At 69.6% G+C, this 14,102-nt stretch carries 6 protein-coding genes; 5 read left to right on the top strand and 1 reads right to left on the bottom strand.

From position 1 onward, the window contains the following. The first annotated feature begins 75 nt into the window (after nucleotides 1-75). A complete protein-coding gene (gene rlmB, locus ACX80K_RS16430; protein ID WP_459272972.1) occupies nucleotides 76-1,056 on the top strand; it encodes a 23S rRNA (guanosine(2251)-2'-O)-methyltransferase RlmB in 981 nt (326 codons plus the stop codon). An 8-nt stretch (nucleotides 1,057-1,064) separates the two neighbouring features. Next, a complete protein-coding gene (gene glgX / locus ACX80K_RS16425) occupies nucleotides 1,065-3,164 on the top strand; it encodes a glycogen debranching protein GlgX (protein WP_459272971.1) in 2,100 nt (699 codons plus the stop codon). Between the two features lie 212 nt (nucleotides 3,165-3,376). Here the strand turns inward: glgX and glgP are convergent, their stop codons facing one another. Beyond that, on the bottom strand, nucleotides 3,377-5,989 hold the full coding sequence (gene glgP / locus ACX80K_RS16420; RefSeq protein WP_459272970.1) for an alpha-glucan family phosphorylase: 2,613 nt from the start codon (nucleotides 5,987-5,989) through the stop codon (nucleotides 3,377-3,379). A gap of 133 nt (nucleotides 5,990-6,122) precedes the next feature. Between glgP and ACX80K_RS16415 the strand changes: the two genes are divergently transcribed. From ACX80K_RS16415 to glgB, 3 genes are read left to right on the top strand one after another with little or no spacing between them, the layout of a single operon-like run. Then, the gene (locus ACX80K_RS16415; RefSeq protein WP_459272969.1) at nucleotides 6,123-8,162 is read left to right on the top strand and encodes an alpha-1,4-glucan--maltose-1-phosphate maltosyltransferase; all 2,040 of its coding nucleotides are present in this window, start codon (nucleotides 6,123-6,125) and stop codon (nucleotides 8,160-8,162) included. Continuing rightward, on the top strand, nucleotides 8,162-9,928 hold the full coding sequence (gene treS / locus ACX80K_RS16410) for a maltose alpha-D-glucosyltransferase (RefSeq protein WP_459272968.1): 1,767 nt from the start codon (nucleotides 8,162-8,164) through the stop codon (nucleotides 9,926-9,928). Before ACX80K_RS16415 ends, treS begins: the two co-directional genes overlap by 1 nt. After that, nucleotides 9,925-13,722, top strand: coding sequence for a 1,4-alpha-glucan branching protein GlgB (gene glgB, locus ACX80K_RS16405; protein WP_459272967.1), 3,798 nt, complete (start codon nucleotides 9,925-9,927; stop codon nucleotides 13,720-13,722). Before treS ends, glgB begins: the two co-directional genes overlap by 4 nt. The last annotated feature ends 380 nt before the right edge of the window (nucleotides 13,723-14,102 follow it).

Here is a 14,102-nt window from a genome sequence, read left to right as displayed (position 1 = left end):
GCACGTGCCGGTCCACCCGCCCGCCTCCGCGTAAACTGGAGGCGATTCTTCTTCTATATCTAAAGGTGTACTTCCATGGCCAGTCACGGACGTCCAGGCGCGGTTCGCAAAACGAAAAAGGGCCCCACCGTCGGCACCGGCGGACATGGGCGCAAGTCGCTCGAGGGCAAGGGGCCCACGCCGAAGGCGGAGGACCGCCCCTACCACAAGGCGCACAAGGGCAAGGAACTGGCGGAGCGCTCCGCGGCCAAGCGTGAGGGCCGGGGCGCCGGCACCGGCCGCACCCGGGGCAAGGCCGCCGAGGAGGTCGTCACCGGCCGCAACTCGGTGGTGGAGGCGCTGCGCGCCGGCATCCCGGCGAAGGCCCTCCACGTCGCGATCCGTGTCGAGATGGACGACCGCGTCCGCGAGTCCCTCAAGATGGCCGCCGACCGCGGGATCCCCGTGATGGAGACCGGCAAGCCGGAACTCGACCGCATGACGGACGGTGCGGTGCACCAGGGGCTCATGCTGCAGATCCCGCCCTACGAGTACGCCGACGCGCTCGACCTCGTCGACGAGACCATCGAGCGCTTCCGGCGCGGGCACATCGGCAACGCGCCGCTGTTCGTGGCGCTCGACGGCATCACGGACCCCCGCAACCTCGGTGCCATCATCCGCTCCGCGTCCGCCTTCAGCAGCCACGGCGTCATCGTGCCCGAGCGCCGCGCCGTCGGCGTGACGGCCTCCGCCTGGAAGACCAGCGCGGGCGCCGCCGTGCGCGTGCCGGTGGCACGGGTCGGCAACCTCAATTCCGCGCTCAAGTCCTTCAAGGACAAGGGCATCTTCGTCCTCGGGCTCGACGGCGACGGCGACGTCTCGCTGCCGGAACTGACCCTCGGGCGCGACCCCATCTGCATCGTCGTCGGGTCGGAGGGCAAGGGCCTCTCCCGGCTCGTCCGCGAGAACTGCGACCAGATCGTGTCCATCCCCATCGATTCCGCCATGGAGTCGCTGAATGCCTCGATGGCGGTGGGAATCACGCTCTACGAGGTGTCCCGCCAGCGCTCCGCCTGAGCCGGCGCATGACGAACCCCGCACCCCTCCCGGACGCGTCCCGCGAGATCCCGCTGGGACTCCACTCCATCAGGGGGGCGTGGGGCCGGGACGACCACGCCAGGGCCGCGGTCTGGGCGCCGGGGATCGCCTCCCTGGACATGCACTGGCGCCGGCCGGACGGCGGGTGGTCCTCGGAGACGCTCGTCGGGCTCGACGACGGTGTCCACCACGGCGTGGTGGGCCCGGTGGCGCCCGGCGCACTCTACGCGTTCTGGCCCACGGGCCGCGACCTCCCCGGCGCCGCCGGGGAGGCGCAGCTGCTCCTGGATCCGTACGCGCGGGCGATCGAGACGATCCCCGTCGAGCCCGGTTCGGACGAGGCGCCGTCCCGCGCCTACTACTCGGTGTTCCTCGAGCATGCCTTCGACTGGGGTGCGAGCGAGCGGCCCCTCACGCCGTGGCGCGATACCGTCGTCTACGAGGCCCATGTGAAGGGCCTCACCAAGCTGCACCCCGACGTACCCGAGCAGCTCCGGGGCACGTACGCGGGCCTCGCGCACCCTGCGATGATCGCCCACCTGCGGGACCTCGGGATCACCGCCGTCGAACTCCTCCCGGTGCACTTCCACATCGACGAGCCGCACCTCGAGCCCCTGGGCCTCAGCAACTACTGGGGCTACAACACGCTGGGGTTCTTCGCGGCCCACACGGACTACGCCACCGCCGAAGCCCGGGCAGCAGGACCCTCCGCCGTGCTCGACGAATTCAAGGGCATGGTCCGGGCCCTGCACGAGGCCGGCCTCGAGGTGATCCTCGACGTCGTCTACAACCACACCGCGGAGGGCGAGCAGCACCGCCCCGCACTGTGCTGGCGCGGACTGGGCGACCCCGACCACTACCGGCACGACGACGCCGGGCGGTACGACGACACGACCGGGTGCGGCAACACCCTCGACTTCTCCCAGCCGCGCGTCGTCGGGTTCGCGCTCGACTCGCTGCGGTACTGGGTGGAGGAATGCCGGATCGACGGCTTCCGCTTCGACCTCGCGGTCAGCCTGGCCCGCGACGGCCACAACACCTTCACGCCCGAGCACCCCTTCCTCGTGGCCGTCGAGGAGTCGGAGGTCCTCCACGGGACCAAGCTCATCGCCGAGCCGTGGGACCTGGGCCCGGACGGCTGGCGGACCGGGCAGTTCCCTGCCGGCTGGGCCGACTGGAACGACGGCTTCCGCGACACCGTCCGGGACTTCTGGCTGCACGACGTCGCGGCGATCGAGCGCGGCGGGACGGGCTCGTCGCCGGCACGTCTCGCCGGATGCCTCGCCGGTTCCGCGGGGACCTTCGCGGCGTCCGGCCGCAGCGCGCTGGCCTCGATCAACCTCGTGACCGCCCATGACGGCTTCACGCTCGCGGACCTCACCGCGTACGAGCGCAAGCACAACGAGGCCAACGGCGAGGGCAACCGCGACGGTCACAACGACAACCGCAGCTACAACCACGGTGCCGAGGGACGCACCGAGGACGAGGGCATCCTCGTCCGCCGGGAACGCAGCGCCCGCAACATCATGGCGTCGCTGGTCATCTCGCTGGGCGTCCCGATGATCCTGGCCGGGGACGAACTCGGCCGGACGCAGAACGGCAACAACAACGCCTACTGCCAGGACAACGAGCTCACCTGGGTGCACTGGCCCGACGACGCCGCATCGCGCCGCATGCTCGGGGCGACGCGCACGCTGCTGTCCATCCGCAGGGACTTCCTCGCCCGGCAGCCCTCCACGTTCCCCTCCCGCGGCGACCAGTCGACGCTGCTGTGGTTCAACGCCGCGGGACTGCCCATGACGGTGCAGGAGTGGCACGATCCGCACACCCGGGCCGTGCAGCTGCTCCTCGGGTCGACGGGCGGCACCATCAACGGGCTCGTCGTGATCAACGGCTCGCTCGGGGACACCCGCATCCACCTGCCCTCCGCATGGATCCTGCAGGGCGAGGGGGTCCAGGGGGAGCAGCCGCGCTGGTTCAGTCCCACGTTCGACTCCGCCGTCCGCGGCCCGCTCGAGGCGACGCGCCTGCGCTCCGGCGACGCCGACACGGTGGCCGCCGACTCGGTGCGCATCTACCGCTGCTGACTCGGCGCCGTCCCTGCCCGCGGGCCGCGGGCACCGGCCCGGGTCGCCGTCGTTCCCGCGTGCTCCGGCCGATGTCCCCCATCCGCGGCGTGTCCTGCGGCGACGCGCCCTGAGGCCGGTCGAAACCGGGAACGACGACGAGCCGGGAACGACGAAGCCCGGGACCTCGCGGTCCCGGGCTTCGTCGTACCCGGTCGGACCGGGGCGGATGCCTACGCGTTGACGATGAGCCCCAGCTCGGCCTTCGTGGCCAAGGTGGCGTGCTTCGGGAGCACCCGCACGGTGTAGCCGAAGGACCCCGAGTGGTCGATCCGGATGCCGCCCGTGAACAGGTAGCGCCCGCTGCCGAGGTTCTCGGCGACGTCGAGGTCCTCGACGGTGACCTCGCTCAGCTCGTCGCTCTCGAGGGCGCGCCCGTAGGCCACCTCGACGGCGACGTCGTCGGGATCCAGGCCGCCGAGCGACACGTACGCGTTGACCGTCAGCGAGTCGCCGATCTGCGGGTCCTCGGAGACGCCCGTCGAGTCCACGTGTTCCACCTGGACGGCCGGCCAGCTGCCCTGGACGCGGGAGCGCCAGGCGGCGGTCCGCTTCGCGAGGGCGAAGGAGTCCGCGGCGGCCTCCTGCCCGGCGCGCCAGGCGGGACGGTAGAGCTTCTCGACGTAGTCCTGCAGCATGCGCTCCGCGGACACGGCGGGCCCGAGGGTCGCCATCGTGTGCTTGATCATCGCGATCCACTGGTGCGGCACGCCGTCGCGCGAGGGCTCGGACGGCCCTGCCGCTCCCGCACCCTCGGCGGGTACCAGCGAGTAGAAGCGGGGCCCCACCTGGGTCTCGAGGAGGTCGTACAGGGCCGCGGCCTCGATGTCGTCGCGCTCGTCGGCCGAGGCGCCGTTGTTCGCGGTCGGGATCGCCCAGCCGTTGTCGCCGTCGTACATCTCGTCCCACCAGCCGTCGAGGACGGACAGGTTCAGGCCGCCGTTGATGGCAGCCTTCATGCCGGACGTCCCGCAGGCCTCGAGCGGGCGGAGCGGGTTGTTCAGCCAGACGTCGCAGCCCGGGAAGAGCGTGCGGGCCATCGCGATGTCGTAGTTGGGCAGGAAGACGATGCGGTGGCGGACCTCGGGATCGTCCGTGAACCGGACCAGGTCCTGGATCATGCGCTTGCCCTGCTCGTCGGCGGGGTGGGACTTGCCGGCGATCACGAGCTGGATGGGGTGCTCCGGGTGCAGCAGCAGCGCCTTCAGGCGGGCGGGGTTGCGCAGCATGAGCGTGAGGCGCTTGTACGTCGGCACACGGCGCGCGAAGCCGATGGTCAGGACGTCCGGGTCCAGCACGGAGTCGGTCCACGCGAGCTCGGCGTCGGCGGCCCCGCGCTTCTTCCAGGAGGAGCGCAGGCGCTGGCGGACGTCGTCGACCAGGTTCGAGCGGAGGCTGCGGCGCAGCGCCCAGATGTCGGTGTCCGGGACGTCGTAGACCTTCGCCCACTGGGGGTCGAGGACGGACTCGGCGCCGAAGTGGCGGAGGGCGAAGTCCGCGATCTGCGGGTCCACCCAGCTCGGGACGTGCACGCCGTTGGTCACCGACGTGATGGGCACCTCGCGGGTGTCGAATCCCGGCCAGAGCCCCGAGAACATGCCACGGGAGACCTCGCCGTGCAGCTTCGCGACGCCGTTGGCACGCTGGGCGAGGCGCAGTCCCATGACCGCCATGTTGAACTTCGTCGGGTCGCCGTCCGCGTAGTTCTCCGCCCCGAGGGCGAGGACGCGGTCCGTGGGGACGGCCGGGGCGAGGCCTGCGTGGAAGAAGTGCTCGATCTGGAAGCGCTCGAAACGGTCGATGCCGGCCGGCACGGGGGTGTGGGTGGTGAACACCGTGGACGCGCGCCCGGCGGTGAGCGCCTCCTCCCAGCTCATCGGCGACTCGTTGGACGGATCCATGAGTTCGCGGATGCGCTCGATGCCGAGGAAGCCCGCGTGGCCCTCGTTGGTGTGGAAGACCTCGGGGGCGGGCGTGCCGGTGAGGCGCTGGAAGATGCGCAGGGCCTTGACGCCGCCCATGCCCAGGAGCAGCTCCTGCTGGAGGCGCTGGTCGCCGCCGCCGCCGTAGAGGCGGTCGGTGACGTTGCGTGCCGCGTCGTCGTTCTCCGCGACGTTCGAGTCCAGGAGCAGGAGGGGGACGCGGCCGACGTCGGCGCGCCAGATGTGCGCCGACAGCTGCCGGCCGTTGGGCAGGGGCAGCACCACCTTCGCGGCGGAGCCGTCGTCCTCACGGAGGAGGGTCAGCGGCAGGCCGTCGGGGTCGAGGACGGGGTAGGTCTCCTGCTGCCAGGCGTCGCGGGAGAGGGACTGCTTGAAGTAGCCGGCCTGGTAGAGCAGGCCGACGCCGATGAGGGGGACGCCGAGGTCCGACGCGGATTTCAGGTGGTCGCCGGCCAGGATGCCCAGGCCGCCGGAGTACTGGGGGAGGACGGCGCTGATGCCGTACTCGGGGGAGAAGTAGGCGATGCTCCGGGGAGCGTCCTCGCCGAGGCCCTGGTACCAGCGTGGTTCCGACAGGTAGCTCTCGAGGTCCGCACCGAGCTCCTGGATGCGCTGCACCAGCTTCTCGTCGGCGGCGAGCTGCTGCAGCTTCTCGCGCGTCACGGAGCCCAGGAAGGACACCGGATCGTGCCCGCTCTCCTCCCACGCTGCGCGATCGATCTCCTCGAACAGGCGCGAGGTCGGCAGGTGCCACGACCAGCGCAGATTGCTCGCGAGCTTGCCCAGCGGGGCGATGTTCTCGGGGAGGACGGTTCGGACGGTAAATCTACGGATGGCCTTCACCCCGGAAACGGTAGCGCACTTGTCCGCGCCGGAGGGAGGCGGCTGCGTAAACGCTTGCGTATTACAGGAAAGGCCTTGACGTTACGCCAAGCCGCCTTAGCAATTCGGGCCATTACTCGCTAACGTCGTACGGGTGACCACTCCTACCGAGCAGAACCGAAATGCCCCGTATCCCGAAGGACTGCGCTTCGGCCGCATCCCGATCACGGCGGTCAGCCCCGTCGTCGAGGACGGCCGTTTTCCTGCCAAGGGGATCCCCGGCTCGGACATCGCCATCGGGGCGACCGTCTTCAGGGAGGGCCACGACCAGCTCGGCGTCTCGGCCGTCCTCTACGACCCCCGCGGCAAGGAGGTGCAGCGCGTCCGCATGACGCCGGTCGGATCCGGTCTCGACCGCTGGGCCGGCACCCTGACGCCCCGCGCCAAGGGCCTGCACACGTTCACCATCGAAGGATGGTCCGACGTCTTCGGGACCTGGGAGCATGACGCGACCATCAAGATCGCCGCCGGGGTCGACGTCGAGCTGATGCTCGCCGAGGGTGCCGCGCTCTTCACCCGCGCCGCCGGTGAGCGGGCCGCCAAGGACGCCGCACTGTTCCGCCGTGCCGCGGCCGTGCTGGCCGACACGACCCAGAACGTCGAGACGCGCCTGGCCGCGGGGCTGTCGCCCGAGATCCACGAAGCCATCGCCCGCCGGCCCATCCGCTCCCTCGTGACCGCCTCCCGGGCCTACCCCATCGACGTCGAGCGCGAACTGGCCGGCCGGGCCGCCTGGTACGAGTTCTTCCCCCGGTCCGAGGGCGCCTCGTACGACCCCGAGACGGCGGAATGGACCTCAGGCACGTTCCGCGAGGCCACGAAGCGGCTCGACGCCGTCGCGGCCATGAACTTCGACGTCGTGTACCTGCCGCCCATCCATCCGATCGGCCACACCCACCGCAAGGGGCCGAACAACACCCTGACGGCCGGCCCCGCGGATCCCGGCTCGCCCTGGGCCATCGGCTCCGCCGACGGGGGCCACGACGCCATCCACCCGGACCTCGGCACGTTCGAGGACTTCGACGCGTTCGTGGCGCGGGCCCGGGAGCTCGGCCTCGAGGTCGCCCTCGACCTCGCACTGCAGGCCGCACCGGACCACCCCTGGGTGAAGACGCACCCCGAGTGGTTCACCACGCGCGTGGACGGATCCATCGCCTACGCGGAGAACCCGCCGAAGAAGTACCAGGACATCTACCCGATCAACTTCGACAACGATCCCGCGGGTCTGGCGAAGGAGATCCTGCGGATCGTCCTCATGTGGGTCCAGCACGGCGTGAAGATCTTCCGCGTGGACAACCCGCACACCAAGCCGGTGCAGTTCTGGGAGTGGCTGATCGCACGGGTGAACAGGAAGCACCCCGACGTCGTCTTCCTCGCGGAGGCGTTCACGCGCCCGCCGATGATGCACGCCCTCGGCCGTGCCGGGTTCCAGCAGTCCTACTCCTATTTCACGTGGCGCAACACGAAGACCGAACTCGAGGAGTACTTCACCGAGATCAGTTCGGTCTCCCCGGCGTACTTCCGGCCCAACTTCTTCGTGAACACCCCGGACATCCTCACCGAGTACCTGCAGTACGGCGGCCCGGCGGCCTTCAAGATCCGCGCCGTGCTCGCCTCCATGGCCAGCCCGCTGTGGGGCGTGTACTCGGGCTACGAGCTGTTCGAGCACGTCGCCCGCCCCGGTGCCGAGGAGTACATCGACAACGAGAAGTTCCAGTACCGGCCCCGCGACTACGCCGCCGCCGAGGCGGAGGGGCGCTCGCTCGCGCCCTTCATCACCAGGCTCAACGGGATCCGACGGACCCACCCCGCGCTCGGTGACCTCGAGAACCTCAGCATCCACGGCAGCACCGACTCGTCCACGGTCGTCTTCGCCAAGCACAAGCAGACGGCCGAGGGCAAGGACACCATCATCGTCGTCGTCAACGTCGACCCGCATAGTACCCGCGAGAGCACCGTGTCGCTGGATCTGGCCCGGCTCGGGGTCGGCGCCGCCGACCTCGACGAGAACGGTACATTCCTCGTGGACGACCTCGTCACGGGCCAGACCTTCACCTGGGGCGAGCACAACTACGTCCGGCTCGATCCCCACGTGGAACCCGCCCACATTCTCTCAATCAGGAGGCAGCACTAGTGCCCAACCCCTTCCAGCTCAACGCGCCTGGACTGGCCCACGACCCCCACTGGTACCGCAAGGCGGTCTTCTACGAGGCGCTGGTCCGAGGGTTCGCCGACGCGAACGGGGACGGCTCCGGTGACCTCTCGGGGCTCATCGAGAAGATGGACTACCTCCAGTGGCTCGGCGTCGACTGCCTGTGGCTGCCACCGTTCTTCAAGTCCCCGCTGCGCGACGGCGGGTACGACATCTCGGACTACTACGACGTCCTCGACGAGTTCGGCTCCCTGGGGGACTTCAAGCGGCTCGTCGCTGAAGCCCACGCCCGCGGCGTCCGGGTCATCATCGACCTGCCGATGAACCACACCTCGGACCAGCACCACTGGTTCCAGGAGTCGCGTCGGGACCCCGAGGGCCCCTACGGCGACTTCTACGTCTGGAGCGACACCGACGAGAAGTACGAGGACGCGCGCATCATCTTCGTGGACACGGAGGAGTCGAACTGGACGTTCGACCCCGTGCGCCGGCAGTTCTTCTGGCACCGCTTCTTCGGCCACCAGCCGGATCTCAACTTCGAGAACCCCAAGGTGCAGGAGGCCATCTTCGACGTCGTGAGGTTCTGGCTGGACCAGGGCATCGACGGTTTCCGGGCGGACGCCATCCCCTACCTCTTCGAGGAGGAGGGCACCAACTGCGAGAACCTGCCGAAGACGCACGAGTTCCTCAGGCGGCTCCGCGCGATGGTGGACGAGAACTACCCGGGCCGGGTCATCATCGCCGAGGCGAACCAGATGCCGGACGAGGTCGTGGAGTACTTCGGCGACGAGGACGACCCCGAGTGCCACATGTCCTTCCACTTCCCGATCATGCCGCGGCTCTTCTACGCCCTGAGGGACCAGAAGGCCGCTCCCATCATCGAGACGATGGAGGAGACACCGGACATCCCCAAGGGCGCCCAGTGGGGCACCTTCCTCCGCAACCACGACGAGCTGACGCTCGAGATGGTCACCAACGAGGAGCGGGAGGCGATGCTCGGGTGGTACGCGCCGGATCCCCGCATGCGCGCCAACGTCGGCATCCGCCGTCGGCTGTCCCCGCTGCTCGACAACTCCCGGGCGGAGGTCGAGCTGATCCACGCCCTCCTGCTCTCCCTGCCCGGCAGCCCGTTCCTCTACTACGGTGACGAGATCGGCATGGGCGACAACATCTGGCTCGAGGACCGCGACGCGTCGCGGACCCCGATGCAGTGGAACCCGGACCGCAATGCCGGCTTCTCCCCGGTGGACCCCGGCAAGCTCTACCTGCCGGTCGTGCAGTCGCTCGTCTACCACTACAACCACGTGAACGTCGAGGCGCAGATGGCGACGTCCAGCTCGCTGCTGCACTGGGTCCGCCAGATGCTCGCCGTGCGCAAGGCCCACCCGGCCTTCGGCCTCGGCGCCTACCGCAACGTCCCGGTCGAGTCGGAGCACGTCCTGGCGTTCCTCCGCGAGATCGGCGAGGGCAACGCCGAGGGCGAGCCCGCCGAGTCGGTGCTCTGCATCTTCAACCTCTCGCAGCACCCGGTCGCAGCGAGGATGCGCCTCCCCGAGTTCGCGGGCCGCGGCCTCCGGGACCTGTTCGGCGGAGCGATCTTCCCCGCCTTCGAGGAGGACGGCGGCATCACGCTGACGCTGGGCAGCCACGACTTCTTCTGGCTGCGCATCCGTTCGGCGAGCTCCAACACGGCCTCCCCGCACACCGAGGCGATGCCCGTCATCGCCATCCCCGAGGCGGTCCGATGACGGCGGCCCCCTTCGTCCCCGAGATCCTCGCCGGATGGCTCCCGTCGCAGCGCTGGTTCCCCATGAAAGGGGAGCCGGTCGACCTGAAGGTCGTCGGCGGGACGGTCCTCGAGGACCCGGCCGGCGCCGCCGGCTTCGAGGTGCACTTCCTGGCCGTCGGGTCGGGGCGCGACACCAACGTCGTCAGCGTGCCGATCAGTTACCGCTCGGCACCGCTCGACGACGCGGCGGCCGGCCTCATCGGCCGGGTGGACCACCCGGAGCTCGGTGCGCGGTGGGCGTACGACGCGACCCACGACGCCGACTTCGTGCGGCTCTGGGTCGACTTCATCCTGACCCGCGCCACGACGACGGACGGACGCCTGACCGGTGTCGTCGTCAAGGCGCCCGCCCACCAGGAGCCGGGCACGGCCCAGCCCGTCAAGGTGCTGCAGGGTGAGCAGTCCAACACGTCGGTGGTCTACGGCTCGGGCAGCGGGTCGATGATCGTGAAGTTCTTCCGGGTGCTCGCCGCCGGGGAGAGCCCCGACGTCCAGATCAGCGCCGAGCTCACCGCCGGCGGTTCCACGGACACCCCCGACACCTTCGGCTGGGTGACGGGGACGTGGCAGGAAGCGGACGGCGAGCCCGGCCACCACGTGACGGGTCACGTCAGCGTGCTGCGGGACTTCGTCGAGGGGAGCACCGACGCCTGGCGCACGGCATCGGTCGCAGCCTCGACCGCCGCCGACTTCACGGCCGAGGCCCGCAGCCTGGGCCGCGCCGTGGCGCGCATCCACCACCAGCTCGACGGGGCCTTCGGGAGCCGCACGGCCACCGATGCCGAGGAGAAGGAGTTCAAGGAGGCCCTCGCGCAGCGCATCCGCTGGGCGTGGGACGAGGCGGGCGACGTCGTCGGTCCGCTGGGTGCCGAGGTGGACCGCATCATCCGCGAGATCGAAGCTCTGGAGGACATTCCTCTCCTGCAGCGCATCCACGCCGACCTCCACCTCGGCCAGGTGCTCCAGGCGCCGGACGGGACCTGGCTCGTCATCGACTTCGAAGGCGAGCCGCTCCGACCCACCGCGGAGCGGAGCGTCCCGGACGTGCCGGTGCGCGACGTCGTCGGCATGGTCCGCTCGCTCGAGTACGCAGCCGCGTCCCGCGGAGCCGCGCCGATCGGTTCGCCCGAAGCCGCCGAGACCGAGCAGTGGTCCGACGCTGCCCGGGAAGCCTTCCTCGAGGGGTACGCGGCGGAAGCCGGTGCCCCCGTGGACACCGCGGGCCCGCTGTTCCGGGCCCTCTGGCTCGACAAGGCCCTGTACGAAGTCGTCTACGAGATCCGCAACAGGCCCGACTGGGTCGAGATGCCCGCCCGGGACGTGCGCCGCGCGCTCGGCGCACGGTCCGGCACGGACGCAACGAAAGCAGCTGACATGAATCCCCCCAAGAAGGCAGGCCCCGCCAAGGGCGCAGGCAAGGAAACCCTCGCGGGCAAGGCGGCGAAGGCCGTCACCGGGACCGCGAAGGCGGTCGCCGACAAGGCCAAGAGCACGACGGCGGGCATCGCCGACAAGGCGAAGGAGGTGGCCTCGGAGACGAAGGCCCCGACCCCGGCCTCCGCGGCCGACCTCACGCCCGCCGCCGTCGAGCAGTCCGTGCTGCAGCAGGTGTCGGAGGGCTCGTACCACCAGCCCCACGCCGTGCTGGGGGCGCACCTCAGCGACGACGACGTCGTCACCATCCGGACGCTGCGCCGCCTCGCGCGCTCCGTCGTGGTCCTGACCGCCTCCGGCCGCACGGAGCTGCGGCACGAGCACAACGGCATCTGGGTCGGCGTCCTCGCGGCCGAGAACCCGGGCCACGTCCCCGATTACCGGCTCGAGGTCGCGTACGAGGGCGATCCGATCCTCGTCGACGACCCCTACCGGTTCCTGCCGACGCTCGGCGAGATCGACATGCACCTCATCGGTGAAGGCCGGCACGAGACCCTCTGGACGGCGCTCGGCGCCCACGTCCGCCACTACTCCTCCGTCCTCGGCGACATCGAGGGCGTGTCCTTCGCGGTATGGGCGCCCAACGCGCGGGCCGTCCAGGTCATGGGCGACTTCAACGGCTGGGACGGAAGCGTCAACGCCATGCGGGCCCTCGGCAGCTCGGGCATCTGGGAGATCTTCATCCCCGGCGCCGGCGCCGGCACCTGCTACAAGTTCCACATCCTCGGCAGTGACGGGCAATGGCGCGAGAAGGCCGACCCCATGGCGCGCGGCACCGAGATCCCGCCGCTCACCGGCTCGAAGGTCGTCGAGTCCACCTACGCCTTCCAGGACGACGAGTGGATGCAGGCCCGCGCGGCCGGCGATCCCCACAACGGACCCATGAGCGTCTACGAGGTACACCTCGGTTCCTGGCGCCAGGGACTGAGCTACCGGGAACTCGCCGAGCAGCTGGTGGAGTACGTCTCCTGGCAGGGCTTCACCCACGTGGAACTCATGCCGGTCGCCGAGCACCCGTTCGGCGGCTCGTGGGGCTACCAGGTCACGTCCTACTTCGCGCCGACCTCGCGCTTCGGCTCGCCGGACGACTTCAGGTACCTCGTCGACCGGCTCCACCAGGCCGGCATCGGCGTCATCATGGACTGGGTGCCCGCCCACTTCCCGAAGGACGCCTGGGCGCTGGCGAACTTCGACGGCGGCACGCTGTACGAGCACGGGGACCCGTTCCTGGGCGAACACCGTGACTGGGGGACCCTCATCTTCGACTTCGGTCGCCGGGAGGTCCGCAACTTCCTGGTCGCGAACGCCCTGTACTGGCTCGAGGAGTTCCACATCGACGGTCTGCGCGTCGACGCCGTCGCGTCGATGCTGTACCTGAACTACTCCCGGGAGGAGGGCCAGTGGCGTCCGAACAAGTTCGGCGGCCAGGAGAACCTCGAGGCCATCTCCTTCCTGCAGGAGGTCAACGCCACCGCCTACAAGCGAGCACCCGGCATCGTCATGGTGGCCGAGGAGTCGACGGCCTTCGACGGCGTCACCCGGCCCACCAGCGCCGGCGGCCTGGGCTTCGGCATCAAGTGGAACATGGGCTGGATGCACGACACCCTCGAGTACATCTCGGAGGACCCGGTCAACCGGGTGCACCACCACGGCAAGGCCACCTTCTCGATGGTCTACGCCTACACCGAGAACTTCATGCTCCCCATCAGCCATGACGAGGTGGTGCACGGCAAGGGCTCGCTCCTGCGCAAGATGCCCGGCGACCGCTGGCAGCAGCTGGCGAACGTCCGTGCCTATCTCGCCTTCCAGTGGGCGCACCCGGGCAAGCAGCTCATCTTCATGGGCACGGAGTTCGCGCAGGAGGCCGAGTGGGCCGAGCACCACAGTCTCGACTGGTGGTTGACCGAGACGCCGTCGCACCAGGGTGTCCAGCACCTCGTCCGTGCGCTCAACGCCGTGTACCGGGAGACCCCGGCGCTCTATGCGCGGGACAACGAACCCGCCGGGTTCCAGTGGATCGACGAGAACGACGGCGCACACAACACGCTGTCCTTCATCCGGTGGGACCACCAGGGCAACCCGATCGTGTGCATCGCCAACTTCGCGGGGGGCCCGCACGAGGGCTTCCGCGTCGGCCTGCCCTGGGCGGGGGAGTGGACCGAGGTCCTCAACACCGACTCCGCCGAGTTCGGCGGTTCGGGAGTCGGTAACGCGGGCCCCATCACGGCCCGCGAGGGCGCCCACAACGGTCAGCCGGCGTACGGCGACGTCCGCGTGCCTCCGCTCGGGGTGCTCTACCTCAAGCCCGCGACTTCCTGACGCGGCCGGCAGGGCGGCGGCGGACCCTCGACAGCAGGGCCCGCCGCCGCTTTGCATCCACCCCGACACGGTGCTATCGTTTATATCCGCGCTGATGAAGTCATCTGGTCGGCCGACAACCACAGAACCGAGATACCTCTCCTGCCTTCATGGCCCGGAGAAGAGGACCGGGGATGCGGGAACCGGCCGATTTGGAGAACGGAACCGGCAGCGGTAGGGTTATGAAGTTGCTTCGGAGCGAGGACATGATGGTTTGGTCGTGTTTGGTACCGGTAGCTCCTGTTGTTTGAGAACTCAATAGTGTGCCAAGTTTGTTGATACCGATTGTTTTTTGATTGGTTGAATTGGCTGGTTGCCGCATGTTGTGTGGTGGCTGGTTT

This window comes from Arthrobacter sorbitolis, from assembly GCF_054510995.1.
The sequence above is the reverse complement of the archived record's forward strand: the minus strand, read 5'-3'. Positions and strand labels throughout refer to the sequence as shown.